Source organism: Arthrobacter sp. A2-55, from assembly GCF_025548615.1.
In the GTDB taxonomy this organism is placed as follows: domain Bacteria; phylum Actinomycetota; class Actinomycetes; order Actinomycetales; family Micrococcaceae; genus Specibacter; species Specibacter silviterrae.
This window is the reverse complement of the sequence record NZ_JAJLOZ010000012.1, coordinates 32,292-58,801: the sequence shown is the minus strand read 5'-3', so window position 1 is coordinate 58,801 and position 26,510 is coordinate 32,292. Positions and strand designations below refer to the sequence as shown.

General features: G+C 59.5%; 18 protein-coding genes. 12 read left to right on the top strand and 6 right to left on the bottom strand.

Translation table 11 applies throughout. The features are described 5' to 3' along the window. The first annotated feature begins 148 nt into the window (after positions 1-148). The 3 genes from LPN03_RS05515 to LPN03_RS05505 all read left to right on the top strand — a co-directional run bounded on the left by LPN03_RS05515 (position 149) and on the right by LPN03_RS05505 (position 2,744). The gene (locus tag LPN03_RS05515; RefSeq protein ID WP_262453435.1) at positions 149-625 is read left to right on the top strand and encodes a hypothetical protein; all 477 of its coding nucleotides are present in this window, start codon (positions 149-151) and stop codon (positions 623-625) included. Continuing rightward, on the top strand, positions 625-1,593 hold the full coding sequence (locus LPN03_RS05510) for a hypothetical protein (RefSeq protein WP_262453434.1): 969 nt from the start codon (positions 625-627) through the stop codon (positions 1,591-1,593). The genes LPN03_RS05515 and LPN03_RS05510 overlap by 1 nt, the downstream gene beginning before the upstream one ends. 92 nt (positions 1,594-1,685) lie before the next feature. Next, entirely contained in the window at positions 1,686-2,744 is a 1,059-nt protein-coding gene (locus LPN03_RS05505) for a DUF4192 domain-containing protein (protein ID WP_262453433.1), read from the top strand. A 101-nt stretch (positions 2,745-2,845) separates the two neighbouring features. Here the strand turns inward: LPN03_RS05505 and LPN03_RS05500 are convergent, their stop codons facing one another. Further along, positions 2,846-3,955 carry a LacI family DNA-binding transcriptional regulator gene (locus LPN03_RS05500; RefSeq protein WP_262453432.1) on the bottom strand — a complete coding sequence of 370 codons (1,110 nt, stop codon included), beginning with the start codon at positions 3,953-3,955 and terminating at the stop codon, positions 2,846-2,848. Between the two features lie 180 nt (positions 3,956-4,135). Here LPN03_RS05500 and LPN03_RS05495 point away from each other — a divergent pair, with 180 nt between their 5' ends. The 9 genes from LPN03_RS05495 (at position 4,136) to LPN03_RS05455 (ending at position 15,126) form a co-directional block, all read left to right on the top strand. Beyond that, the gene (locus tag LPN03_RS05495) at positions 4,136-4,993 is read left to right on the top strand and encodes an ABC transporter substrate-binding protein (RefSeq protein WP_262453431.1); all 858 of its coding nucleotides are present in this window, start codon (positions 4,136-4,138) and stop codon (positions 4,991-4,993) included. Between the two features lie 84 nt (positions 4,994-5,077). Then, positions 5,078-5,866, top strand: coding sequence for an amino acid ABC transporter permease (locus LPN03_RS05490; protein ID WP_262453430.1), 789 nt, complete (start codon positions 5,078-5,080; stop codon positions 5,864-5,866). Further along, positions 5,863-6,633 carry an amino acid ABC transporter ATP-binding protein gene (locus LPN03_RS05485; protein WP_262453429.1) on the top strand — a complete coding sequence of 257 codons (771 nt, stop codon included), beginning with the start codon at positions 5,863-5,865 and terminating at the stop codon, positions 6,631-6,633. The genes LPN03_RS05490 and LPN03_RS05485 overlap by 4 nt, the downstream gene beginning before the upstream one ends. Then, the gene (locus tag LPN03_RS05480; protein ID WP_262453428.1) at positions 6,633-7,685 is read left to right on the top strand and encodes a Gfo/Idh/MocA family oxidoreductase; all 1,053 of its coding nucleotides are present in this window, start codon (positions 6,633-6,635) and stop codon (positions 7,683-7,685) included. Before LPN03_RS05485 ends, LPN03_RS05480 begins: the two co-directional genes overlap by 1 nt. Before the next feature lie 66 nt (positions 7,686-7,751). Further along, entirely contained in the window at positions 7,752-8,873 is a 1,122-nt protein-coding gene (locus LPN03_RS05475; protein WP_262453427.1) for an NAD(P)/FAD-dependent oxidoreductase, read from the top strand. Between the two features lie 129 nt (positions 8,874-9,002). After that, on the top strand, positions 9,003-9,713 hold the full coding sequence (locus LPN03_RS05470) for a hypothetical protein (protein ID WP_262453426.1): 711 nt from the start codon (positions 9,003-9,005) through the stop codon (positions 9,711-9,713). Positions 9,714-10,455: 742 nt separating this feature from the next. After that, the gene (locus LPN03_RS05465) at positions 10,456-11,013 is read left to right on the top strand and encodes a hypothetical protein (RefSeq protein ID WP_262453425.1); all 558 of its coding nucleotides are present in this window, start codon (positions 10,456-10,458) and stop codon (positions 11,011-11,013) included. Further along, positions 11,010-14,561 carry a MobF family relaxase gene (mobF, locus tag LPN03_RS05460; protein ID WP_262453424.1) on the top strand — a complete coding sequence of 1,184 codons (3,552 nt, stop codon included), beginning with the start codon at positions 11,010-11,012 and terminating at the stop codon, positions 14,559-14,561. The genes LPN03_RS05465 and mobF overlap by 4 nt, the downstream gene beginning before the upstream one ends. A gap of 22 nt (positions 14,562-14,583) precedes the next feature. Next, complete coding sequence (locus LPN03_RS05455) at positions 14,584-15,126, top strand: hypothetical protein (RefSeq protein WP_262453423.1); 543 nt, start codon at positions 14,584-14,586, stop codon at positions 15,124-15,126. A gap of 75 nt (positions 15,127-15,201) precedes the next feature. On the opposite strand, the gene LPN03_RS05450 is transcribed toward LPN03_RS05455, so the two are convergent. The 5 genes from LPN03_RS05450 to LPN03_RS05430 all read right to left on the bottom strand — a co-directional run bounded on the left by LPN03_RS05450 (position 15,202) and on the right by LPN03_RS05430 (position 26,510). Then, entirely contained in the window at positions 15,202-16,125 is a 924-nt protein-coding gene (locus LPN03_RS05450; RefSeq protein ID WP_262453422.1) for a restriction endonuclease, read from the bottom strand. Next, positions 16,122-20,948 (bottom strand): DEAD/DEAH box helicase, encoded by a 4,827-nt coding sequence (locus LPN03_RS05445; RefSeq protein WP_262453421.1) that lies wholly within the window; start codon positions 20,946-20,948, stop codon positions 16,122-16,124. The genes LPN03_RS05450 and LPN03_RS05445 overlap by 4 nt, the downstream gene beginning before the upstream one ends. Positions 20,949-21,184: 236 nt before the next feature. After that, positions 21,185-22,036, bottom strand: a complete 852-nt coding sequence (locus tag LPN03_RS05440) for a hypothetical protein (protein WP_262453420.1) — start codon at positions 22,034-22,036, stop codon at positions 21,185-21,187. A 134-nt stretch (positions 22,037-22,170) separates the two neighbouring features. Further along, complete coding sequence (locus LPN03_RS05435; protein ID WP_410468565.1) at positions 22,171-24,960, bottom strand: TrlF family AAA-like ATPase; 2,790 nt, start codon at positions 24,958-24,960, stop codon at positions 22,171-22,173. A 377-nt stretch (positions 24,961-25,337) separates the two neighbouring features. Next, entirely contained in the window at positions 25,338-26,510 is a 1,173-nt protein-coding gene (locus LPN03_RS05430; protein WP_262453418.1) for an ArdC-like ssDNA-binding domain-containing protein, read from the bottom strand.

Genomic DNA, 26,510 nt, shown 5'->3' with positions numbered 1-26,510 from the left:
GGCCAGGGACTGCCGCTGAACACAGCGTGACGGGTTGGCGGATGATTCTTCGGGGGAACTCCATACACTGCACGGACACCGGGGCGACCACTTCGGCGCCTTCCACCCGTGGAACGCAGGCCCGATCCAGCGCACCGGATGCCCTGCCGTGAACAAGCCGAAGATCCGCCGCCTGGTCCGGAACGCCAACCGCCGGCTGGATCTTGGCTCAAACCCCGACATCCACACGATTCAAAAGCGGATCGAAACCGAACACGGCCGCCCCCTCACCATCACGCAGCTGGACACGATCCGCGGGGACGACCTCTGCGGCATGTGCGCCACCTACCAGGACCACATCCTCGTCGTCCACGCCCCACCGAAATCCTCCTGGCACCTGCAGCAAATCATCCTGCACGAATTCGCCCACCTGATCCTGGGCCACTACCAAACCGCCACCTCCCTCGCACTCACAGACCTGCCCGGATTCCCCGACACCCCGCTGCAGGTCTTCGGCCGCACCAGCTACGAAGACAGCGCCGAAGCCGCCGCCGAAATGCTCGCCGACGTCCTCACCGCCCGCATCAACCACCACACACCCGGCACCGGCAACGACCCGGCCGGCTTCCACAAGGTCTTCGGCTAATGGACTACGTGCCGGCCGGAATGCTGTGGCTGCTCACCCTGATCCGGATCCCCACTGCCCTGGACAAGGAACGCGCGTCCGTGCTGCGCGCCACGTTCTTCGCCGCCGTCGCCTGCACCCTCTTCATCCCCGCCGTCTACAACGCCGCCGACCCTTTCCTGGGCGGCCACAACCACGTCGGCCTCGCCCTGATCGCAGCGATCATGGCCGGCTTCTGGCAATTCCACTCCGCCACCGTCCTGGCCGCCCTCACCGACCAGGCACGACGGCGGCGCCACCTCCGGCGCGGACGGCTCGCAGCCGCCGCGGCCGGGGCCTGCGTGGTTGCCGGCTTCGCCACCAGCCGGGTCGACACAACGAACCAGAACCTCCCCCTGGCCTACGGCACCCAACCCGGCATGCAGCTCTTCCTGTGGGCCGGCTCGGCATTCATCATCTGGGTGTGCGCCGACGTCGCCCTGACCTGCCTGAGATTCCTGCCCAGGATGCGCAGCAGGACCTTCAAGTCCGGCGTCGGCGCCTTCGCCGCCGGCTGCATCCTCATGGCCCTGGCCCTGGGCAACCGGCTCGCCCTGGGGGTCATTGAGGAATCCCCCACCCCCAGTGCGCCGGTGTTGGGCGGGTTGAACTGGTCCTTCACCCTTCTGGAGACCCTCGCCGTGCTCCTGGTCAGCATCGGCCTCATGCTCCCGCGCTTCCGCGAATCGCCAGGACTTGTGCGCCGGAACATCCGCTCCCGCTGGCTCATGGCCCTGTTGACCCCGGTGTGGCGGCGCAGCAGCACCGAACGCAAATACCTGCTCCGCAACCGCTGGACCCCGATTCTCGACCCCGTCACCGGGAAAGCCACCGCGCACCTGCACCGCCGCGTGATCGAGATCCGCGACTCCCAGCTGCGCGGCATGGCCCTGCTCCCCCGCGAACGGGCCCTCGTCAACCAGGCAGAAGAACTCCTCCAAGGCCACTAGGGCACCCAGCCCGCGGTTGGTCACGTAGTTTTCGCCGCCGTCGTCCATGAACAGGTGACACCGGCACCAGCCGGCCCGACACGGGAGGCATCATGGAAAAGCTCAGCATCAAAACCCCTGACGACTTCATCGCCCTCATGGGGCACAGCCTGGGCTTCTGGCCCCAGGAATCCCTGGTCTGCATCCTTCTGGACGGGCGCCGCATCGGCGCCAGCCTCCGCGTCAACCTCCCCACCCCGGCCACCGACACCGCCCGGTACACGGACCAGCTCATGCACTACATCACCACCGACCACCAGGCCACCGGCGTCGTCTTCGGCATCTTCACACACACCCCCTGGGCACCCGGGGACCCGCGCCCCCACCAGGACATGCTGGAGGAGTTCGCCGGCCGGCTGCGCGACGGGGGCATCACCGTCCGCGACGGCTGGCTCGTCGGCGAAACCACCTTCACCAACTACCTCCACATGAACACCCGCCACCCCGTCCAGCACCCCCTGGACGGGATCACCGGCAGCCAACTCAACGCCGAACTCGTCTTCCGCGGCTCCAGCATCGAACCCTCCCCCGGCTTCCACATCCCCGTCACCGCCACCACCGACCTCAGCCAAAAGGTCCTGCGCAACTGCTACCGCATCGAAGCCATGAACCCCCACGACGCCACCGAACAAGCCAGGACCCTCTGGGCACGGATGCTCGACGGCGCCGCCGACCCCACCGACGACGAAGCCGCAGAACTCATCGCCTACCTCAAATTCATCACGGTCCGCGACCGGCTCATCGCCGACATCCCCGGCATAGAAGACAGCATGCGCGACCTCCTGCTGGGCCAAACCACCCAAAGCCCCCACTGGCAGCGCGTGGACCGCGCCACCGACGTCCTCTTCCACCTCTACATGCGCGCCGACGGCCCCGACACCGCCCCCGTGCTCACCAGCCTCGGCGTCATCCAATGGTGGGAAGGCCACGGCAGCAAAGCCCACCAATGCTTCCAAAAAGCCCTCGACGCCGACCCCGACTACCGGTTGGCCCAACTCACCGACCACCTCGTCCGCAACGGCATCCTCGCCGACTGGGCCACCAGCCGCCACAACGCCTACCAGCCACCGCACGCGCGCGGCCCCGAAATCGGCGGTATGGGGATGATGTAAATTCCAACTCCACGGCAAAAACTGTGGGGACGTCCCGGTCCAGAAGTTCTACATCGCACGGGTTGACGGGTTACTCGAACGTGACAACCAGAAATGAAGGTTTAGAGTGCGCCATAAATTTCGGGGCACATGTTGGCTGACTTGATCGACTTGGCGCGCCCAACAGAACCCCTGTTCACCAGCTTGGCTTTGAAGTCTGGGGTCTTGGTGCCTGTCGAAGTTCGCTGGATTTTTCGGACCACGGCCGTCGCAGCGGCTGCTCCCATCTCATACACCGGCTGTGAAATGACAGTAAGCGGGGGGCGGATCAGACGTGTCCAAGCGAAGTCGTCGTACATGAGGAAAGAAATGTCCTTGGGTATTTCGAGTCCCAATTTTTGGATTTCTTCGACAACGCCTAAAGCGATCAAGCCGTCCGAGGCAACTATGGCGGTCGCCGCACGAGAGTCGAGCAGCAGATCCTTGGTGATTTGTGCAACAGAGGTGGGATCTCCGGCGTTAAACCTGACCAAGTCGTCGGGAAAAGGCAATCTTGCTTTCTGGAACGCCAGTTCCATCCCGGCCAGACGCTCGGCAATTGGCGAAGACGTGATGGTCAGGCCGTGACGGAAGGCCTGTTCAGATCGATAGGTGGATATGAATGCTATCCTCTCGTGGCCAGCATCAATCAGCTCCGCCGTGGATTCGCGGGCCACGGCCGTCATATCGACGGCGACCACGTCGACGTCAAGACCGCTGACCTTTCGATCGAATAGGACCAGCGGTCGTCCGGATTCTTGAACACGGTGAAGGTGCTCACTGTCAGGGGATGACACAGGTGCCACGATAAAGCCGTCTACCCGTTTGTCGAGGAGCACTCGAACCGCATCAACTTCAGCGTCGAGGTTTTCCCCGGTATTTATCAAAATGACGTCGAACCCTGAGGCTTTGGCGGTATCCGATATTCCCCTCATGGCCAAGCCAAAGTGTGGGTTCTCAATGTCACCAACCACGACGCCGATCGTGTGCGATTTTCCGGTGTTCATGGTCCGGGCGAGCTCGTTTGGCCTGTAGTTCAGGGTCTCGGCTGCCGCCAAGACACGTTCACGCACTTCGTCGCTGACAGCCCCATAGTCTCCCAAGGCGCGTGCCGCTTGGGCCTTGGAAACCTGCGCTTCCTTGGCGACATCGGCAACTGTCACATCCCGGCGCCGGCCTGAAGAATTATTCATTTTTCCTTCCAGAGACCTGTTGACGGCCCTTGTGAGATGAATTACAGTCTTACTATCCATTGTGAGTCCGGTCTCAACTCTAGCGATTGAGACCGGACTCAGCAAGGGGAACCACACCACCAGCCTGACCCCAAAGACCAGAACAGCACTCAACAGCCCTCACCACGATTGGAATTCAAAATGTTCAAACCCAACAAGCTCCGAGCCGGGGGCATCACAGCTGCTGCTTTGGCCGCCGTGCTCGCACTTTCCGCCTGCGGAGGTGCATCCACAGCCAGCCCGACCTCCAACCCCTTTGGCCTGATCCAGCCAGGAACCATTCGCGTCGCCAGCCTCGGTGATGCCAAACCCTACGCATACACAGACGCCCAGGGAAACTTTACTGGCTTCGACGTGGAGCTTTTCAAGAACGTGGCTCACCGGGCCGGAATCGATAACGTTGTCTATACAGGCCAGGACTTTTCCGGTCTTCTCGCTGCAGTAGCGAACGGCCAGTTCGATGTCGGTGTCGCAGCCATCGGCATCACGGCTAAACGCAAGCAAACCGTTGACTTTTCCGACGGCTACCTGGCCGGATACCTCACCGTGATGACCACCAAAAAGTCAGGCATCACCAATGCTGACGGGCTGGCTAGGAAGCGTCTGGGCGTCGTGCAGGGCACCTTGCAGGAAACCTACGCCGTGAAAAACTTCCCCACCGCAAATATCGTCCGGTTCCCCGACAACAACACGGCAATCTCCGCCCTGAACAGCGGCACGATTGACGCCCACTTCCTGGATTACGAAAACGCCAAATCCTATGAGAAGCAGTTCGGCTTCGTTAGCGCGGCCGACATCCCATCCTTTGACGCTCCAGCAGGCTTCGCCGTGGCAAAGGGCAAGCCAGCATTTCTCGCTGCACTGAACAAGGGACTCAAGGCGGCCATGCATGACGGAACCTGGAAGAAGCTGTACCAGAAGTGGTTCCCGGGATCACCAATGCCCAAGCAGTACCTGCCCACAGCAGAGCAAACCACAAGCACTACACCGGCCAAATAGGCCCACGGTGTGGGCCGCTCCAAGCACTGGGCCGGCCCACATCTACCCCCTGCATTCCACCAAAACTATCTCTGAGAGCAACCCATGGACTGGTTCGACACCATTACTCATACGTTCTTCGATTTCAACGCCATGGCCGATGTCCTGCCCCAACTCCTGGCAACCGGCCTCCGCAACACACTCATTATTTCTCTTGCCTCCACCGTCATTGGCGTCATCCTGGGCATGATCGTGGCAGTAATGGGCATTTCGCCCTCCAAATGGCTGAGGATTCCCGCCCGGGTCTACACGGACCTGTTTCGCGGTCTCCCAGCCATCCTGACCATTCTCCTTATTGGGCAGGGATTCGCCAGGCTCAGCCAGTCGATCTTTGGCCCCTCGCCCTACCCTTTGGGCATCATCGCATTGAGTCTGATCGCCAGTGCTTACATCGGGGAAATCTTCCGAGCAGGCATCCTGAGTGTGGACAACGGACAAATTGAGGCATGCCGGGCCCTGGGCATGAGCTATACCAAGGCAATGGCACTGGTGGTCATCCCTCAGGGCATCCGCCGCGTCCTGCCCGCCTTAGTCAACCAATTCATCGCCATCGTCAAAGACTCCTCGCTCGTCTACTTTCTCGGTCTGCTGGTCGGAGAACGTGAACTATTCCGTGTCGGCCAAGATGCCGCGGTTCTCTCGGGAAACCTTTCCCCCTTGGTCATGGCCGGCGTCTTCTACCTCATCATCACAGTTCCCCTCACCCACCTGGTGAACTACTTCGACAACCGATTCCGTACCGGCCGCCGCCGCTCCGCACCACCCATCAGCGGACTCAATGAAGTCAAGGAACTCAGCGCGGCCTCGCCGCTGACCAACGGGAGCAACACATGAGCATCAGCGCCAGCACCACATCAGCCGATATCGAGACCTTCCGCGGCTCCAGCCTGGAGCTAAAGAACCTCAGCATGGCTTACGGAGACATTGACGTTCTCCGCGACGTCTCTTTCACGATCGCCCCCGGGACGACCACCTGCATCATCGGCCCTTCCGGCTCAGGAAAGTCCACCCTGTTGCGGGGAATCAACCGCCTGCACGAGCCTAAAGGCGGGGATGTCGTACTCGACGGATCCAGTGCCCTGGGCCTGAAACCCGACGTGCTGCGCCGGCGGATCGGCATGGTGTTCCAACACTTCAATCTGTTCCCGGACCATACGGCTCTGGAAAACGTGGCGCTCGCCCTCCGGAATGTCAAAGGAATGTCAAAGGCAGAGTCCAAGGAGCGTGCGATGCGCCGCCTAGTGGAAGTTGGGCTGGCAGAGCGATCCGACCACCGGCCGAGGGACCTCTCCGGTGGCCAACAGCAGCGCGTAGCCATTGCCCGAGCGCTGGCCATGGAACCGGAAGTCATGCTGTTCGACGAAGCGACAAGTGCTTTGGATCCAGAGCTCGTCAAAGGCGTGCTGACCCTCATGGCAGGGCTCGGCGGCCGCGGCATGACCATGGCCGTCGTGACACATGAGATGGGCTTCGCACGCAAAGTCGCGGATCAAGTGATCTTCATGGACGAGGGAGAAGTCGTGGAAGCAGGCAGCCCAGAAGACCTCTTCGACCGGCCAAAAAGCGACCGCTTGCAGCGCTTTCTCTCGGAAGTCCTGTGATGGCCAGCACGACGTCGGACACCCAACAAGTCAGGACCGCAGTCATCGGTTTCGGGATCTCTGGCAGAGTCTTTCACTCCCCATTAGTCGCCGCGGACCCGGCGTACTCGTTGGACGTGATCGTCACTTCAAATCCGGAACGTGCAGCACAAGCCGCGGCGCTCTATCCCAATGCTCGGGTTGTGGCCACTGCCAAGGAACTATATGCCGACACCGGCAACCTCGATTTGATCATTATCGGCACTCCGCCAGCAACGCACTTCGCCCTCGCATCTACCGCCATCGAACACAAACTCAACGTCGTCATTGACAAACCATTTGCCTCAAACTCAGACCAAGCCCAAGAACTCATCGCTCAAGCTGAAACAGCGGGCGTCCTGCTCACCGTGTTTCAGAACCGACGTTGGGACGCTGACTTCCTCACGCTCCAACGGCTCATCAACCAGGGCGATCTCGGTCAAGTCCGAAGCTTTGAGTCCCGCTTTGAATGGTGGCGCCCGGGAGGCTTCCAAAATTGGCGTGACGAAGCAACACTCGCCGAAGCCGGCGGCATCCTCCACGACCTTGGAGCGCACCTGATCGACCAGGTCATCCAGCTGTTTGGACCCGTGTCCGATTGCCACGGCGAAACTACCCGTATAAGCGACCCGATTGGTTCAGATGCCGATCAGGAGGCCTTCGTTTCACTCCAGCACAAGTCAGGCGTCCGGTCCAGACTCTGGATGAATGGAATGGCAGCCCAAGTCGGGGCACGTTTTCACGTCCTAGGTTCCACCACCGGCTACACAAAATGGGGACTCGACAGCCAAGAACCGTCATTAGACGCCGGGATACTGCCAACGGACCCGCAGTACGGCGTCGACCCTGAAGAAAACTGGGGGCACTTGGGCATCGGCCCAGAAACGACGCCGGTTCCACCGGATCGCGGGTCCTACCCGGAGTTCTACCGTCGCCTTGCTCTGGCCTTAAATGGCGCCGGCGCTCTCCCCGTAGATCCGGCCAATTCCCTTCAAGTACTGCAAATCATCGAAAAAATCCACCATACTGCCTAGCAATGCCGGCTAAGAGGCTCCATACCTCCTCATACAGCCTTCCCTAAGTCAGAAATGAGAATCGTCATGTCAGTAGAAGAATCCGCCAAGCACGTCGCAGTAATCGGCGGCGGAATCCTAGGCGTTTCCACCGCCGTCCATCTGCTTCGCAAAGGAGCTACAGTCACGCTCCTGACCGAAACCCATCTGGCCAGTGAAGCCACGGGCCGCTCCCTCTCCTGGCTCAATTCAGCCGGCGAGCGGTCCCGGCCCTACCACGACCTTCGAATGGCCGGTGTCGACAGATACCGCACGCTCTACGCATCGGACCCCACACGGGAATGGCTGCAGTTCAGCGGAGGACTGCAGTGGGCGGAGCCTGGACATGAGACAGATACCCTGTCCCGACACTCCTACGAAACTGCCCACGCCTATGACTCACACCTGCACACCCCCGAAACCGTAACGGCAGTCGCCCCAGCAGTTGATCGTAAGGCGGTCCCTTCACAAGCAATCTTCAACCCGGGCGAAGGCTGGGTCAGTCTTCCGGATCTGGTGGATTTCCTCATGGAAGAGTTTGACGCCCTCGGAGGCGAACTGGTCCTCAATGCTGGCAAGGTCACCGTAGTCGTCGAGGACGGCGATGCCACCGGCGTGACTGCTGCCGACGGCCGGAACTACGCTGCCGATGCTGTGCTCGTTGCCTGCGGTGCGGCAACTCCCGATGTCGTCGCACCACTGGGTGTAACCATTGGCAATGCGTCGCCCATCTCAATGCTGGTCATCACCAAGCCGTTCGATCATGGATTGAAAGCCGTCATGAACACTCCTCGTGCGGCAGTTCGCCCCAACCCCGGCAATACCCTTGCCCTTGATCACGATTGGTACGAAGCCGACATCACCGAACACGACGACGGCACGTTCAGCATCCCCGACGACATCGTTCAAGAACTCGCCAACGAAGCAGCCAAACTTTTGGACGGCACCCCGGACGTCAAGCCAGCCTCATGGAAGATCGGTCGGAAACCAATCCCCGGCGATGGCGAACCAGTATTTGGACAATTGAAAAAGGTACCCGGCTGCTTCGTTGCCTTCACCCACTCAGGTGCGACTCTGGGTCTAGTCGCAGGCGAATTGATGGCAGGCGAGATCCTGACAGGAAACCCCCACCCGATGCTGGAAACCTTCCGACCAGAACGATTCAGCTAGGAACACCATCCGCGCGGCGGCTACCGATTGAGTCGGCAGCCGCCGGATGAGAAATATCTGTCATTTCTACTCGTATGATGAATATTTTCCTGATTCCCCTTGTGCCATCGTGTGGGCTCCATTATCGTCATGGAACCCGCCATCGGCATTCACAAATCATGCGAGAACTGTCCTGCAAAATCTGGCGCACACCTGGAGGCCCACTTGTTGACTTCGCAAATTAGTTTCGAGGCGAACAATATCAACACGGCCATCGACCTACTCAAGGGCACAAGACGGAAGCGAGGAAGAAATGCCCTCCTCCATCAAGGACTCCAAGCTGCCAAACGAGCCCTGGAAGTGCTTCAGCAGGAACCCCTGATAACCGATACAGAAGCATTCGTCCACGAGACTTTAGCGCGATTTAACTTCAATCCGTGGGGAGTCACGGAGGAATTGCGCATGGATAAGTCCACGATACGTTGGTTCGTCAAAGCAGAATGCAAACTACTCCGTGCCAAAGGCTTCGACACTTCCTTGTTGGAAGTCTTCGAGCGAGACATGCTCGCCGTTCAGGACAAGCCGTTGGCAGACTCAATCCCCGCTTTGACAGAGAGTTTCCTGCAACTGCAGACGAAAGTAGACGAACATCTTGAGCAGCTTCGCGTCGAAGGGGAACACGCTGAAGCATGCCGAACCCTTGCCGTGGTGCTCGGAGTACTAGGCGGCTGCGGCGCAGTTGCCGCGGATACCGCGGCCGCGGCTTCGACTACAGGCGCCGCCGCAGCCATACTAGGCGTCTCTTTGCCAGTGGGAGTCACCATGATCGATCATGCTCTTTCGGAGCTCATTGACGACTGACTACGCTCCGACTCCAACCGTGGTCCGCAACTATTGCCCGCGTACAGTTCAACAGGTCGACACCGCCAACTGGTTGAAGATCCCGAACTGTGTACCGGCAATCGATTTAGACAATTTGGCTCGCTCCCGAGGCACTCACCTCAGCCGCAGCGACTTCGTGGACCAGAGACTCCTCACGATTTAGGGCAGACCCCTATCCTGATATCTGACGATCCACTACTCAAGACGGGCGATTCAAAGCAAATTTGATGTCCCAGAAGCCGAAAACCATCAAGCCGACGACGAAACCAGTAATCCAAGACAACAAGCTGTCCCCTCAAGTAATGTCCGGGGAGACTGGGGGGAACTGGTCAAGACGCTGAAGAGCTCTCCGTCCAGGTCGATTCCAAAAATGCACGCCGAAAAGCGCGGCAGCCACCTTTCACGGAACAGCATTAGTCATCCGTGACGTCGATCACGGCGTCGAAACCGCAGATCGTCGTCTCCAGATGAACCGTAAAATTTGGCTGTCCCCTATCCAGGGACCGACTTCGTCTATTAAGAACGTTCCCGCTCTCGTCACGTCTCAATTGATCGACCTGGTTTAATGCCAAACCTAGTTCAAGGCTGCCGAACCCGACGCCTCGAGTCCAGCTTAGAAATCTTCAAATCAGTTCACACATCTGGCATCCAAGGCCCTGACCGCGGCGGGAACTGTCGCGGCCGGTCATGGAGTTTCGGGCCGGGATTCCCATGAGTATGCATGTCTACTCAGAAGTGTCGGGAATGCCTGGCCGTCTTTGAACCGGGCCGGCCAACCCAGTTGTACTGTTCGCCGTCGTGCTCCCGGGCCAGCCGTGACCGGCGGCGGGCCGAGAAGCGCCGCTCCACGGGCCGGGCTACAAGGAAGACGCTGGTTGCCGTCGAACGCGCCAATGCCCAGGAAAGGCTCCTGCAGGCAGAATCCGACTACCAGCGCCAGCTCCGGCGGGAAACCGAGTCGGCGGAGGACAAGTTCCACCATGCCGTCCTGGAACGCGACAAGACCATCGACCAGCAGCTCACCCAGCTGCGGCACCTGGCCGCCGTCAACCTGGACCTCTGCGGGGAACTGGCCGAGGCGAAGGCACAAACCACCGAGCTGCGCCTGGAAATCGCCCGGGTCCTCCACAGCCAGCGGGGCGACACGCAGGACCTCATGCGCCTCGCCGCACGCCTCCTGCAGCTCTCGGACCACCTCGGCATCCCCCTCGACCGGCCCACCGCGGAGATCTACCGCCGCCGCGGCTGGCCCACCATCATGCCGGCCCATACGCGATGACCGTCTCCATCGCCCGCCTCACCGCCCACGCAGGCGTGAAGTACCTGCTGAAGACCACCATGGGCGACGACGTCCCCCTCGCCCCGGGAGATGCCACCGGCTACTACATGAGGGCTGGCACTCCCCCGGGCCGGTGGCTCGGCCAGGGACTCGAAGGCATCAACCGCCGGCCCCTGGACCAGGTGACCAACGCCGATGCCACCGCCATCTTCAGCAACGCCGAGCACCCGGACACCCACCAGCCGCTCGGCCGCCCCCACGGCCAAACCACCGTCGCCCACCGCAACGGCGAGGAAACCAAGCGCGCCGCCGTCGCCGGATTCGACCTGACCTTCAGCGTCCCCAAATCCGTGTCCGTCATCTGGGCGCTCGCCCCCAAGGACATCCAAAAGCTCATCCTCCAAGCCCACCACGAAGCCGTCAACGAAGTCCTTGAATGGCTCGAAACCCAAGCCATCCACACCAGGACCGGCCGCGGCGGGGTCGCCCACGTCGGGGCCAAGGGCGCCGTCGCCGCAGCCTTCGACCATTGGGAATCCCGCGCCCGCGACCCCCAGCTCCACACGCACGTGGTCATCGCCAACCGGGTCCAGCGGGCCACGGACGGCGCCTGGTCCAGCCTGGATTCACGCACCCTCTACAAGGCCACCATCTCCGCCAGCGAACACTACAACGGGCTCCTCTTCGACCGCCTCCAGGAACGCCTCGGCGCAGTCCCCGGCTTCCGCCCGCCCGCCATCCGCGAACGCAACCCGCGCCACGAGCTGGTCGGCGTCGACGACAAGCTGATTCAGGAATTCTCCAGCCGCTCCCACCTGATCAACGCGGAAACGGACCGGCTCATCCAGGCCTGGGAGGAAACCCACGGCAGCCGGCCGTCCAGGACCACCGTGACCAAGTTCCGCCAGCAGGCCACACTGTCCACCCGCCAGGCCAAGGACAAGGACCCCACACCCCTCAGCAACCTCGCCACAGGCTGGCGGGTCCGCGCCCAACGGCTTGGCTTCGAACCGGCCACCGTGATCCGCCAGACCATCAACCGCTCCCACGAACGTCCCGTCACCGCCGCCGACCTCACCGGGCCATGGGTCGCCGCCGCGGCTTCAGCCGCGCGCGAGGAGGTGGCCGGGCGCCGCGCCACCTGGAACCGGTGGAACCTGCTGGCCGAGGCGGAGCGGGTCTGCGCCGACATCCGCTGTGCCACCGCCGCCGACCGCCGCCACCTGATCGACGCCGTCGCCACCGCGGCCGAGTCCCAATGTGTCGCGCTCAACCCCTACCGCTACACGGTCCCGCCGGATGCCGGCAGCGACGTCGCCTTCGCCGGCCACGCCGTCTTCGAGTTCCCCGGCGCCCGCCTCTACACCGATGCCGGCATCCTCGCCAACGAGCAGCTGGTCATGAACACCAGGAACGACGACGGCGGCCCCGCCATCGCGCCCCACCTCGCCGACACGTTCCTCACCCGTGCGGGGCAGGCCCCGGACCGGACGGAGCTGGCGCCGGACCAACTCGCCGCCGTGCACGAGGTGCTTTCCAGCGGCAGGTACCTCGACGCCGTCGTCGGCCCGGCAGGCTCGGGGAAGACGACCACCATGGCAGCCATCCGTGACAGTTGGGAACAGGCCTATGGTGCGGGAAGCGTCGTCGGACTTGCCCCGGCAGCCGCGAGCGCGAATGTGCTGGGCCGGAAGCTGGGGCTGGTGGCGGAGAATGTGTCCAAGTGGCTGTATGAGTCGGTCGGGCAGGGCGCTGCGGGGCGGGCGGAGCGGTTCCGCGACCTTGAAGCATCCCGTTCCGGTACATTCTGGCAGCGGCTGCGACGGTCGCAACGGATGGCCGACTTGGCGATGCGGCAGGGGCACTGGAGTTTTCGGCGGAACCAGCTGGTGATCGTGGATGAGGCGTCGATGGTTTCCACTGCGCAGCTGGCGGCCCTGGTGCACCAGGCGCGGGATGCCGGGGCCAAGATCGTGATGGTGGGCGACCCTGCCCAGTTGGACGCGATCGACGCCGGCGGGATCCTGGGCTGGCTGGACCGGCAGGGGAAGGCGATCCAGCTAACCAGTGTGCGGCGGTTCCGCCACGGGTGGGAGGGGCCGGCGTCGCTGCTGTTGCGGGCGGGCGACTTCACGGCGGTGCAGCAGTACGAGGCGCATGGACGCCTCCGCCGCGGCGAGTACATGGAGATGGTCGACCAGGCGTACGGGCGGTGGATCGCGGACGTCCATGCCGGCAGGGCGTCCATCCTGATTGCACCGGACAACGACACCGTCACAGTCCTCAACGAGCGCGCCCATGCGGAGCTGGTGGACCAGGGCCTGGTCGACGCCCGGCGGGCGGTGCGCCTGAGTGACGGGCTCAGCGCCGGCCGCGGGGACACGGTGATCGCCCGCAAGAACGACCGGCGGCTCACCGACCAGGCCGGGGACTACATCCGCAACGGCACGCTTATCAAGCTCACGGCGAAGCCGGGCCATGACGGGTCGATTGTGGGCCGACGCCTCGACACCGGTGTGGGCATCAAGCTGACCAGTGAGTACCTGGCCGCGTCGGTGGAATTGGGGTATGCGACGACGGCCCACCGCTCCCAGGGAATCACCGTCGACACCAGCCACACCCTCCTCACGCAAGGGTGCCTCACCCGGGAGCTCTTCTATGTAGGCATGACCCGTGGCAGGGAAGCCAACACCGCGTACATCTGCGAAACCGATCCCGCCCCAGACGAGGAACTCCACGAGGTCGATACAACCACGTGGCTGGAAATCATCGGCGAAGTCCTTGCCGCCCAAGGCGCCGAGCGGACGGCACACGAAGTGGGAGATGAGGAAAGGGAGAGCGCCAACTCCCTTCATCAGCTTGCCGCCGAGTACGACTACCTCGCCCAGATCGCCGCAGCCGAGAACCTGCGTTCCGCCGTCGAACGCCTGCAGCCAGGTTTGGCAGCGAGTCTCGAGAGCTCGCCGTCATGGGGTGCAAGTGTCGCCGCCTGGCGACGCGCCACTGCAGCCGAATCTAGGGCAGCAACCGCCACGCTGGAACAAGCCATCCGACGCCCCGGCGACGCGAAGGACCTGATGGCCGTCATCCACGCCCGCCTCCGACCAATCGGCAGCGACAGCTCCCCCGGCATTGACGGATGGCTTGACGAAGCCGTCCCCGGCGAGCGCGCCGACCTGATGGCCATGGTCGGCCAAGTACGTGAGCTTGCAAACGCCAGGATCCAACAGCTGAGGTTGACGGCACTCTCTGGCACAGAACCTTGGGTCCAGCAAGTGACAGCGACACTCCCGGATTCCACTCCCACTGCCGACCGCAACCACTTGGTGGAGGGCATCGCCGTCTACCGAGACCGCTGGCTGATCGGCGATTACGAGGACCTGTTGGGCCCTCCCCCGGCCGACTACGAATGGGACCGCGGCCGGGATCGCCAGCAACTCGAAGCCGAAATCAGCCTGCTTCAGAACGGCAACCGTGATGGGGACGGTCCGGCAACCTCAACAGTTTCAGTTGAACCTGGCCTTACCAATGTCGGATGGGAAATTTAGAATGAAGGCGGAGGGAAAGCCCATGGACACCAACCCAATGGTCAAACCGCACATCGCCACCGCCCCCATGGTGGTGATGACCACCATCGCTGCCGTCATCCTCGTTTGCGTTGCAGCCATCATCGTGTTGGCGTGGCCTCCGAAAATCGGGGCCTGGATTGCCCTGGCCGTCGTGGTTATTGCCGGCGCCCTTTTAGCGCGTCGCTGGACCACCCTCTTCCACAAAAAATCCGAATGGCAACGGTTCTCCGACAGGCAATGGGAGTTTTTGACCCGAACGCAAAGTGAACACAGCACAACGGCGGTCATAACGGTCCTCGGATTTCAAGAAGTTCAGCCGACCGGCTCATGGGCAACCATCCGATGGGAAAAGTTCGGATATATCCAGACAGCTTGGATCGAGCCGTGCATGTTTTCCATCTGGCCCGATACGGTCCTGCTGATCCGCCCGGACCCAAACCAAATACACGTTGGAGCGCCTTGGCCGGCCACCTACCACGTCAGCTCGAGCGCTTGCCTGGCCATCGCACCAGCCCGTCTAGCCGCGGCCAGGGCGACTAATTGAAACAGCGCCAGTCGGATGCCAAGGCTCGACTTGGCTCAACTGTCTCCTGCCATGGCGCCTCCCTGGTCCAGAAACTTAAATATTTTCAAAGAAGTCTAAATCGAGTTTTTTGACCGTGATCGTCTGTTCCGCTTGCACGCCGACACCGTACTGAACCATGAGTTCCGCAAGTCGTTGGCCATCGATGAGAAGCAGCGTTTTGTGAACCACTTCCTTAGGAACCAGCAATGCGTCTGAGGTAAACGACGACGTGGTGATAAAGATGCCCTTTGTTGCTCGGTGCTGGTCGAGAGCTCCGCTGAACCCACGAACTTCACGCCCACCAACTTTGTTTTCAACACCGTAGCGTTTGGCCTGGAGATACACGCGGTCCAGCCCTAGGGCATCCTGCCAGACAATTCCATCAATCCCCTTATCGGCGGCCGTCAGGCGCGCTGTGGCTTCGTTCGTGCGGTTGGCGCCGTAGCCCAACTGGACAACGAAGATCCTTATTAACCGTTCGAAGGCGTCTGGAGATAAATGGGCCAGATAGCTATATACCTCCGCAACAAGGCTTCTATCAAGTGCGGCCAACGCAGCATCAAGTGCGTCGGTTGGCGTCTCAGCGGCAGCGTCTTCGTCAGTGGGTACGGAAGGTCCGGAGGCCTCGGCCGATCTACCCGATCTGTTCATGAACTCGAGATATGACGGATATTCACGCAGCATCGCCGCCGTGACGGGCAATCCTTTTGCAGCGAGTACCTGCCCCTCGTCGCTTACCCGATAGATTCCCCGCGACGGGCGCGAGACGAGTCCCGCATTATGGGAGTGCGTCAAGGCCCACAGTAGCCGGTTGTACCAACGTTCCTGCCCTGAGGGAATCTGCTCGACTCTCTCTTCAGGGGTCAAATCAACTCGGCCCAAGACGCCCGAGCGAATCGATCTCAGCGTGTGATCCTGACCATCTTCCAACACCTGAAGGGCAGGCAATATGAACTCGTACCATTTAGGAATTGTCACGCAGTGACACCTTCCAGATCTAGCGTTGGCAGACTATCCACGATCCGGTTCGTCTCCAGGCTCACCGCAACGATCCGCCCGATCAGGTCAATGATGTAGCGCGGCTGGCCGTGCTCGCGAGACCAGTCATTGGGGTCATTGACAATCCCCGAGGCCTTGTCCGTCTTCACCTGGTACCGCTCTAGAATCCAGTCAAGGCCGGACCTGGCGCCCAGCATGTAGCGCTGTGCCTCCACTGGCACGCCTTCGAGGGTGATGTGGCTGTTATACACGATGCGGGTCTTGTCCCACGCACCGGCCTTGCCGCCATACTTCATCTTCTTCACGGCGTACTTTGCGTACTCATCCTCGGCAGGCACGACGGCGGTCTCCACCTCTGTGAGCGGGTACGGCTCTTGCTGATCGTAACCAATGTGCAGGGCGGACAGTTCCCGGCCCGCTTGCGAGAACGCCATGAATTTCTCTGCCCCGGGCACCTTGGGGATGCGCGGAAGCATTTTCTTCAAGTCTGCCGCGAATTTACCGCGGTACTCGGGCGAGTGCAGCAGACCGTAGACGTAGAAAAAGATGTCGTCCTTGCTGACCGTTGCACCGTAAACGGCACGATAGTCGGCCAGCGTCGCATCCGTAATATTGTCCGCTCGTTCCGGGGACGAGGACGCTCCCGCCGAAGAGAACAAGTCGTCGTCTACCGTCGGGGATGGGTAGGTGTACCGGGGGAAGAACTGAACGCCACTTATCCCTGCCCCACCAAGGTCTGGGACCGTATCGACGGCCAGGCATAGGAACGGCGGAGCTGAATTGCCAGGTGCTGGAAGATAGAATCCCGCGTTTTCTGTGGTTCCATCTGGAAATATTTGAGGAAGTCGTCCACGTCGATCATTCAACTGGTCGTCGAAATAGACTTTCATTTTGGTAAAGGGCCGATAGAGGGCCGTACGTATGTTTTTGCTATTGAACACTATCTCGGTACCTCGAGAATGGAGCGATTCTAGTCCGCTCGACCAGCTGACCATTGTAGGTTCACGATCGATCACGCCACGACGAAGCTGTTCCCCATAGTTCGTAATCATCCTTTTTGTGGTGGACTCCAAACCAACCATCGAAAAGTTGTAGACCCAGGCATCACGATTCGTCTTCAATCCTCCGCTGAAATCGGCAAAGATAGTTGGCTTCTCGCCTCCTCGTGCTTTTTCGGCAATGGGTGTGAAAGATTCGAACAAATCGTTGCGTTGATTGATCCAGTCGCCTTCGGCGTTGGGCGTAATGGTGACCCAATCGAGCGTGCTGATGCTGGCAGCTTCGACGAGGGCGAGTTTTTCCTTACGGTCGAGGTAGTCGCCAATGTCCTTGTAGTGCAGCACCGCGCCGGGTGTGGGCCCAGGCTTCTTCACAAGGATCAGGATGGCCACAGTATTGCGGCTGCCTGATTGAAAAACGTTATCTTTTTCCTTCTTGCGTTGCTCGCCGGCAGTGCGAGCATTGCCACGGAGGTTGTATACGTAAATGTCATGGAATTCGCCCAGGAGTGTTTTGCGAAAGCCGTCCGCGGTGTTTCCGTCGATGTAGCCGCCGTTGGAGACGTAGGCAACCACGCCGCCGTCGGGCGAGGTCAGAATCCGGTCGGATGCCCATCGAATGGCTCGGATATAGGAGTCGTATAGCGAATTCTTGAGTGTCGCCGTCGACCGTTCCGCGTAAGTGGAGCGAATTGACTCGTCCAGTGTGGGGTATTTCAGGTTGGCGTTGTTGTCGTTGCCGCTGGACTGGCCCACGGAGTACGGCGGGTTGCCAAGGATGACACGGATGTCGAGCCTGTTCTGGGCAACCAGACGGTCGTTGTTGGACGTAAAGACGTGCTCGTCGAGTGTGTCACCAACCTCGGACATCTGAAACGTGTCTGTGAGCACCATGCCGTCAAATGGCACATACTCCACCGTGTCCGGTTCCCCTCCTGCGTCCGCCGTCTGGTCTTCCAGCAGCCCATGTAGCGTTGCCTCGATGTTGATGGCGGCAATGTAATAAGCCATAAGCAGGATCTCGTTGGCGTGGAGTTCCTGTGTGTACTTCCGCAACAAGTCCTCCGGCTTGATGCGGCCAGACTGCAGCAGCCTCACAGTGAAGGTGCCGGTTCCGGCGAAGGGGTCAAGGACGTGCACGCCGGGTGCCGACAGGGACGAGTCAAAGTCCTTCGCGAGGACATCGTCGACGGCGCGGATGATGAAGTCGACCACCTCCACCGGGGTGTAGACAATGCCAAGGGATTCAGCGGTGCGAGGGAAGGCCAGCTTGAAGAATCGTTCGTATAACTCCGTGATAATTTTTTGCTTGCCCTCGGCATTGGTTACGCCTTCGGCCCTGATCCGCACCGAGCGGTAGAAGTCTTCCAAGTTCTGAACCTCGGAGTCGAGGTTGTACTGCTCGAGCACGACGACCATGGAATCCATGACCTGGGACACCGGGTTGTGGGCGGCAAAGGAATAGCCGTCAAACAAGGCCTCGAACACTGGCTTGGTGATCAGGTGCTGGGAAAGCATGTCGATCGCGTCGGATTCGCTGATGCCATCGTTCAGGTTGCCACGGAGCCCTTCCAGGAACACGGCGAATTCTTCGCGTGCCCTTGGATCCGGACCGTCCAGGATGGTGCGGATGCGGATCACGTGCCGGTCCGCGATTTCCTTGACATCGGTGGCCCAGGATTCCCAGTACCGCCGGTCGCCGACCTTGCGAACCATGCGGGCGAAGATCGCGTTCCGCCATTCATCTGCCCTGGCCAGGGCGAACAGCGTCTCCTGGGTAACTCCAGTGTCAGTGCCGCTTTTCTCCTGGGCAGGAGCGCCGCCGTCGTCCGCGTTGAATGGATCGGTGACCGCGATGACGTCAATGACATCATTGGCATTGCGGTTCAGGTCGAGCTTGTTGATCATGGCCTCGAAGCGGTCATCGTGGGCACGCAAGGCCTGCAGCACGTCCCAGACAACTTTGTATTTTTTGTTGTCATTCAGGGCGGTCTCCGGGTCCTGCGACGCTGGCACTGCGATGGGCAGGATGATGTACCCGTATTCTTTGCCCTCTGCCTTGCGCATCACACGACCCACGGACTGGACGACGTCGACCTGCGAATTCCGCGGGTTCAGGAAGAGCACAGCGTCCAGGGACGGCACGTCCACGCCCTCGGAAAGGCATTTGACGTTGGAGAGAATGCGACAGACGTTGCCGTCGGCAGGTTCCTTGAGCCAGTCAAGTTTCGCGGAACGTTCCAGGACATTGAAGGTGCCATCCACGTGCCCTGCTTCAAGCTTCAATGCCTGTTCTGCCTCAGCGTCAGCGGCGTTGACCAAGAGTTGCTTGCCTATGAGCTCGAATTCCTCGGCAAGCTTCTTCGATTCCTTGATGTTGCGGGCGAAGGCCACGGCCCGGCGCATAGGGCTGGCGTTGGCAATGTCCAGGCGCTGGCCGTTGACGCCGCGTTTGGAGAGCCCATTCCAGCAACCCACGATGCGGGCAACGTCGTCGAGCTTGAGATCACCGTTCTCCTCAAACATGCCTTGGAAAGAGCGCGACACGGCTTCTTCATCCACTGCCAGGACAAGGACCTTGTAGTCGGCCAGGTGACCCATCTCGACGGCCCTGCCGAAGCCGAGGTGATGGAATTCGGGGCCGAACACTGCCTCGTCGTCCATGGAGTAGACCGCCACGTTGTCCTCCGCGGCCTTCGCCTTGGACTCCTGGACGTAGATGCGGGGCGTCGCTGTCATGTACAGGCGCTTTGCCGCCTTCAAGTACGTCTCATCGTGGACGCGGACGAAGGATGAATCATCATGGTCTGCTTCAGTGATGCCCGTGGTTCGGTGGGCTTCGTCGCAGAGAATCAGGTCAAAATCCGCGAGGCCCTGCTGCTGGGCCTGGGCAATGACATCGATGGACTGGTATGTGGAGAAGACGACCGTCACGGCCTCCTGCCCGGTGCTGATGCGGGCGCGGTTCAACAACTTCACGGGATCCGTGGTGGCCGGAAAAGCCAGGTCATGGACGCTGACGTCCTCGTTCTCCTTGCGGCCGACCTTGGTGTCCGAGCAGACTGCCAGCGCCCTGATCGGGACGGTGGCCTGGGCGGTCCATTCGTTCAGTGTTTGCTGCAGCAACGCAATTGACGGGACGAGGAAGAGCACGGCTCCGCCGATAGGGACCTGTTCCTCCACGATCTTGAGGGAGGTGTACGTCTTGCCTGTACCGCAAGCCATGATCAACTTGCCGCGATCGCCGGTTTGGAAGCCGGCTTTGACATCGTCGATGGCTTCACGCTGATACTTGCGGGGTTCCTTGCGGTCCAGCTTGCGCATCTGCTCGGGGACATCGACGTCGAACTGCGACCAGTCAATCGTTGACTCAGCCAAGTCCTTCAAGCGTAGCCTGGTCATTCCCTTCGACTGGCCCTCAAGTGCATCCTCGGCGTGCTTGGACCAGTGATCCGTGGTGGAGACCACCATGCCATAGGAGAAGTCGGTCTTGCCGGCAGCAGTGAAGAACGAATCGATCTGCGCCTTCTGCAGCGTGGACATCGGGTCGTAAAACTTGCACTGGATTGCCGTCAGTTCGCCCGTGTACCGGTCCCTGGCCACGAGGTCGATGCCTGTGTCCACCTTGCCGTCCCGGCCAGGGTACTCCTGCCACATCCAGACATCGGAAAACTGGTCTGCATACTTCGGCTCCAACTGCAAATACCGCTTGACCAACCGCTCAAACTTGCTGCCTTTGTCCTTCTGGTCAATGGCAGTGAAATAGAGCCGGTCAAGCACGTCCTCAAATGTTGCAGATCCCATGCAATCATCTTGCCGCATTCAGGCGGGTTACATCGGACCGGGGTTGCGTCTCGGAGTCCTGTGTCCTGAAATCAGGAGGCCACCGTGGAGAGTTCAGCGCTCTTGGCTCGTCAGGTCCGTGCTCGGTGTCGCAGGTCCGAACGTCGCGCCAGGGTTCACCTGCGAAACCTCAGATCGTCTTGCATCCCATGGGATGCGAGACATATCGGTTGCGAGACACCCGCTGGGCTGTCGTGTCAATTGCCGTCCCTCAATTCAGGAATGTGCGTCCACTCCGATCTCCAGCCGCAGCCAGCGCAAACGTTTGACTCCTGATAGTCGTCTCTCTCAGCGTTGTGTCGGATCTCATTATGCAACCGATAGGAGTCACAGCGCGGGCAGCGCTCAGGTTCACCAACTTCTTGTCGGTGAACCAACTTCCCAAAAGTCAGGATGAGGTGAGAAGTTGCTTCCAATACTAGGTCGGCGTCGATCGCGGTCGCGTTCGAGTAATGCTGTAACCAGACTGTAAGGTCCCAAGTCTTGTCCACCATTGCCTTGAGATATCTCCTCAAACGGCCGTCAGTCAGACAATCTGCGAAGATGTTTGCCCAGCCCTTGAAATCAGCTGCCTTTGGAGGATCCAGGATTTCGCCCAACCAGGGTGCGGACTGATGAGTCCTCGCCAAGGCAATCAATGAGTCCCGGCATTTAATCCCTACGGATTGAAAGTCTTCTGCCTCGGAGGCATCGTTCATTGTTTCCAGAGCATCACGGAACCGTCTCCACGAAGCCGAAACATGTTCTTCCTGTTCCTTTTCTATTTCCGTGCGCGTCCGTTCGGCTAGGAAAGCTCCGAGGCCGATGTGGAAAATCAGAGCTTGTTCGGAATCAGGAAAATCTGCTTGGAGATAAAGATTCCGTGGTTCCGTAATGACCCACCATCTGGTTTGAGTACAGTGCACATCAAACACATCGTGGACCCTGCCCAGTACTCGATGAGAACGTACCTTCTGAACAAGGGTCGCTTGGTCGTCGTCAGATGACTCCATGTTGACATAATCGCGAATGGCGCGCGCCTCAGGCCCCAGTGCATCATCAGCTATCAAAACACTTCCTTCCCGCCCTGTACTTATCGCAGTTCATACCGTTAGTCGTTTTACTTAGAGCATGAGTCACTTGCAGGTGTCTCATTGCAATGGGACCATCGACAGGTTCTGACTTGTTTCACAGCATTTGTTAGCTATGCCCATTTGATGTTGTATTTGTTCTTTCTCTTTTCGAAGGCATCCGTACCTCCGTCAAGAATTTCGCAGGCGTGTTCGCTTATGCCTCGACTTTCAAGGATAAAAGACTTCGCTCTCGGCGGTTCACTATGTTCCAAAGAACCTGATTTATAATCGAAAAGTCGGTCGGCGCGATTCTTTCGGTCAAGCCCATGTCGGTTTGCGATGACGATCGACTCTGAATCGGCACCCACCACTAGGTTGGCGTTGTGACTGACCATGATTATCTGCCGTTCGCCCTTTCGTGCGATCAAGTAGGGCACGATTACTTCGTAGATCGACCGACTATCGAGATCATCTTCGGGTTGATCTAGTAGCAGTGGCCATGGCTCGTCGGATTCACTGAGAATAAGTGTTAAGGCAAACAGTGCCTGTTTACCTGGCGTCATTGTAGTCGTCTCGAAGCCTCCCACTTGGTCACCATCGAGTGTCGCGGTAAGTCGCACTTCGGGAGCCGCAGTCAGGACACGAGTTGCAAGGGCTTGGCTTTCCTCTCCTTGCCTAATTTTTTGCGTACCGGACTCAAGCGACTGGATAAATTTCAACGGTTCCGATTTGATCCGGTCAAGTTCGACCCTCTGCCGGTCAGGGCTTAGATAGTCGCTTACGGCCTGTTTATTAAAGCCCTGCGCCAGCCAATCAAGTTGTTCTGGCGCATTACCGATCGCTAGACCAAATTCCATGGAGTCCAACACCCGGATTTCTTGTTGAAAGGACCTGATGAGGCGTTTATGAAGATCATCCCTTGTAGCAAGCGAGTCTGTTATCTCTCGCACACTTTTGTCCGCAGATTTCTGGTCTGACGCCATCAGTGTCTCTTGCGTCTCTATTTTCGACAGCGTGAGTTGGTGGGCTGCAAGGCGATCTTCCAGATCAGATGTCGCCGCGAGCTCTCCAATTCTTGCAATTAGGGGTTCATGCTCCTCCGCTAAGGCAGCTCTTCTCTCGATGAGGCCTCTTCGTTTCGCTGTGAGTTTTTTGTACTGCTCTACGATCAGGCTGCCTAGATCAGCCTTCAATTGGTCGTTTGCACCTTGCACGAGTGTCTCTATGGCCACGCCGAGATCATGCCCAAGCTCTTGCACTGCAGGGGAGGTTTCAATAGAAACGCTGACCTGCTCGGATGCCGTCACCTCTAGTGTTTCAGAAATATTTATGAATACACGAAGTCCCTCGAGTTCCGAGTCGAGCTGCTGAACAACCTCTTCGGCTTCAGCTAGTTCTGTTTTTACCTCGGTGTAGATTGCGTTTTCCGCGTCAGTGAGGGAACTTGCTTTCCGCAACTCGCCGATCTCATCTTTAATACTTTGCTCGGCCGCTTGGATCGCCGATTTATCGCCAAGCTGAGCTAGGTCCTTGGCCCGAGCGCGCATGGCTGCAGTGTGAGAGAACCAGTCGCTGATGGAGGTTCCCATTAGGATTCTGATTGCCTCACGTTCGCCCTGAAATCGTTTGAACTGCTTTTCGAGTTCAGGGTAGGCGCGAAAAAGTGCCGGTCTGATTTTATCCGTTATTTCGGTTTTTCGATTGCTAATTTCGAAAAGTGAATTCTGTGGCACGTAGATCACCTGACCCCTGGTGGCCTCTGGATTTCCCCACACGATGTTCCGTTTGACGTGCTCCACTGAGGCCCAGGTATGACCCGCCGCAGGGCCCAGATCAGACACTTTGGATTTGGCTGCTACAGCTTGCTGCTGTTCAAGTGTGTGGTCTGCATTGACTGCATGGGCAACGTACGCCAAGAGAGCCGACTTCCCTGAAGAGCGGCTGCCGATGATTGACGTGAGATTGGGATTGAAGATGATTTCGGAAGGAAAGTCTGGGTGGTCGAATACGATTTTCTCGATGTATCGATAAGGCTCTTTGAAGTCGGGTTTTGATTCACCGATAGAGACTCGATCTGCCGGCTCCACCAGGATCTGCTGCAGTCCCTCGTATGTCAGATCGGCTTTGATCCAGGTTATGCACTTCTCGTTCGGCGCAGGAACCGTGCGGCCTAACCACGCAAGTAAATCGTCAAAGTTATGTGCATCGCTCCCAGTCACAACAGGTTTGGGGCGGGAAGGACCTGCTCCAGCTTCAAAGCGCTCTTTATTTAAGAACCATTTGGAATTTGAGGCGTTGCCGAAGATCAGGTCGGCTGCCTTGTCGATTTGGTCTGCTAGGCCCAGTTTCCGCTGGTTGGCGTTATCGGCCCGGATTCCATCATTGTTTGAAGGAACAATCGTCAAGATGTGATCAGTCTGGGTCAACTTTCCGAAGGCAGCAACGTATGCCTGCTCAATCGCTTGTCTAGTTACTGACGCACTTTCGAGTAGGCGTTTGGTTTTCAAGTCGAGGCATGTGAGACGCCTGTCTTTTTCGTCAGTCAGTTCCGTTTTTAAAGAGCCGAGGAATAAATTGATTCGGTCTTGAGTCTCATCAGGCCGGAATAGGATGTGAAAGTTAACATCATCCCGTGACTTGTTGACTGCTTCATTGAGGCGTAGCTCGACAACGGGGAAAAATGCTTTATGCGAATTTGGGTACCTACTCTCAAATTCTGTCCGGAAAGTGAAGAACACATCGAGGTTGAAGTAATCGGTTAGTCCGAAAGCATCGACGTCGGATTCTTCAATGATGGAGCAGAAGCGTGACCAATCGATCCCGCCATCCTTCTCCTGAAAGCTGTTGGACATTCGCGGTGAGGGCAAGTGGACATGCAAGTCCCACTTGCGCCATTCTGATCCGCCTGGAAAAAGCTTCATTGGTCCCCCTAGTTTGACTAAGAGTCATGCTATCCGATCACTCCCAAACCAATGGAGGTCGTGGTTGTCTCGCATCCCTAGGGATACGAGACGTCTCACCGACCAAGCGGCCAAGGCGGGGGCAAAGTCCCGATGATCGCGGCGTTGTGCACTTTCGTCCCGACCGGTAATTCTCACAACTATGTCTCGAAACTTTTTAGTTGAACAGCGGTATCCATCGTTAGTTACGAGACATCCCGGAACGCCAATAAAGTCGCTGATCGGTAGCGCACGACATTGGAGGCGATAGACCAGTCCATGTCGCCCGGCGGCGGACCCAAATCAACGATGGCCATAAGCTACGGAAATATCTACCTTTCGCACCAAGTGCACTTCCGTCACCCCGCAGCGGACGGACCCCGGACATCGAAATTGGCTTCGTGGAGTCTCCATCCATCGTGAACCATGAGTGCGTCCGCCGTTCGGGCATGAAAGGGCGATGGACCTGTGGTTCCCAACCTCCCGCCTAATCCAGGCGGGTTTGTCGTCTCCAAGATTGTCTTGGCCACGGACGTCACTCTGCCGAGCGTGGACTTGGCGATGTCCACCCTGGACATTGGTTTGCGTTCCTTGGAACAGCGCAGAATCGAGTCAGCTTCAGCTTCCAGCACTGCATCGGCCCAGTTGGCGAGGTAGGCTGCCGATTGGGGTCCGCGGTCGATGCAGTGGGCCCGCAGGACCACGTAGGCGACAGACTCTGCCTCGATTTCCGCGAGGCCACGGTGTTCGGCGCTGCTGCCGTAGAGTGCGCCGATGGCGTCGCCGGGGACGTGGAGTGAGGCGTGGGCGAGCTCGTGGGCCAGGGTGGCGACGCGGTCGTCCAGGTTCAGCCAGGACCCTACGCTGATCAGCCGGCGCGCGTGGTCGGTGAACCCGTCCGCGAGCCCGGCCTGTGAGTCGGAAACCACGAGGTTGTAACGTGCCTGTTTCACCACGGCCGTCAGTGATTCCCATAGTTGTTCGCGAGCTCGGGGATCCAGTGGCAGCTCGTCAGGTCGGGATGTGGGAACGAGCAATGGCTCGCCTTCAGTCTGGGATACGTCGAATACGGCCTGTCCACGCCAGCCAACGATCCGTGACCTGTTCTTGCCGTCGCCTGGCTCGGCCAACAGTCGGTCTCGAAGGTCGCTGGCAGCCACGTCCGTCTCCGCTATCCGGGCCGTCCGTGGCGCGATGACGAACAAGGCGTGTTCGCCCTTGAGGACGTAGCGGCCGTGGCGTTCCCATTCCTTGTAGCCGGCAACAAGGGTTGGCTGCACCGGTCCTCGTTGGGCCATTTGCATCATCAGCAGTGCCACATTGCCACCGGAGTACCGCCACATCGTGGCAGAGGCGTCGAGAAGCCGGTGCCACTGTCGCGGATCGTCGACGGCGTCGGCCAGCAGGGCATAGAGTCCCTCGGTGAGTTCGGCGACGCGTTGCTCGGGGCCAGGGTGCGATGCCGGTGGCGCTGCCGCTGCGGAGTCAACGGCGACGAGTCGGCGTGGTTGGGGCTTTGGGTTGGGGTCCAT

Coding starts and splice junctions, on each gene's coding strand:
- LPN03_RS05430 (WP_262453418.1), bottom strand. CDS start 26,510: ATGGACCCCAACCCAAAGCCCCAACCACGCCGACTCGTCGCCGTTGAC.
- LPN03_RS05510 (WP_262453434.1), top strand. CDS start 625: ATGGACTACGTGCCGGCCGGAATGCTGTGGCTGCTCACCCTGATCCGG.
- LPN03_RS05470 (WP_262453426.1), top strand. CDS start 9,003: ATGGAACCCGCCATCGGCATTCACAAATCATGCGAGAACTGTCCTGCA.
- LPN03_RS05485 (WP_262453429.1), top strand. CDS start 5,863: ATGAGCATCAGCGCCAGCACCACATCAGCCGATATCGAGACCTTCCGC.
- LPN03_RS05490 (WP_262453430.1), top strand. CDS start 5,078: ATGGACTGGTTCGACACCATTACTCATACGTTCTTCGATTTCAACGCC.
- LPN03_RS05505 (WP_262453433.1), top strand. CDS start 1,686: ATGGAAAAGCTCAGCATCAAAACCCCTGACGACTTCATCGCCCTCATG.
- LPN03_RS05445 (WP_262453421.1), bottom strand. CDS start 20,948: ATGGGATCTGCAACATTTGAGGACGTGCTTGACCGGCTCTATTTCACT.
- LPN03_RS05475 (WP_262453427.1), top strand. CDS start 7,752: ATGTCAGTAGAAGAATCCGCCAAGCACGTCGCAGTAATCGGCGGCGGA.
- LPN03_RS05480 (WP_262453428.1), top strand. CDS start 6,633: ATGGCCAGCACGACGTCGGACACCCAACAAGTCAGGACCGCAGTCATC.
- LPN03_RS05455 (WP_262453423.1), top strand. CDS start 14,584: ATGGACACCAACCCAATGGTCAAACCGCACATCGCCACCGCCCCCATG.
- mobF (WP_262453424.1), top strand. CDS start 11,010: ATGACCGTCTCCATCGCCCGCCTCACCGCCCACGCAGGCGTGAAGTAC.
- LPN03_RS05500 (WP_262453432.1), bottom strand. CDS start 3,955: ATGAATAATTCTTCAGGCCGGCGCCGGGATGTGACAGTTGCCGATGTC.
- LPN03_RS05435 (WP_410468565.1), bottom strand. CDS start 24,960: ATGAAGCTTTTTCCAGGCGGATCAGAATGGCGCAAGTGGGACTTGCAT.
- LPN03_RS05465 (WP_262453425.1), top strand. CDS start 10,456: ATGTCTACTCAGAAGTGTCGGGAATGCCTGGCCGTCTTTGAACCGGGC.
- LPN03_RS05495 (WP_262453431.1), top strand. CDS start 4,136: ATGTTCAAACCCAACAAGCTCCGAGCCGGGGGCATCACAGCTGCTGCT.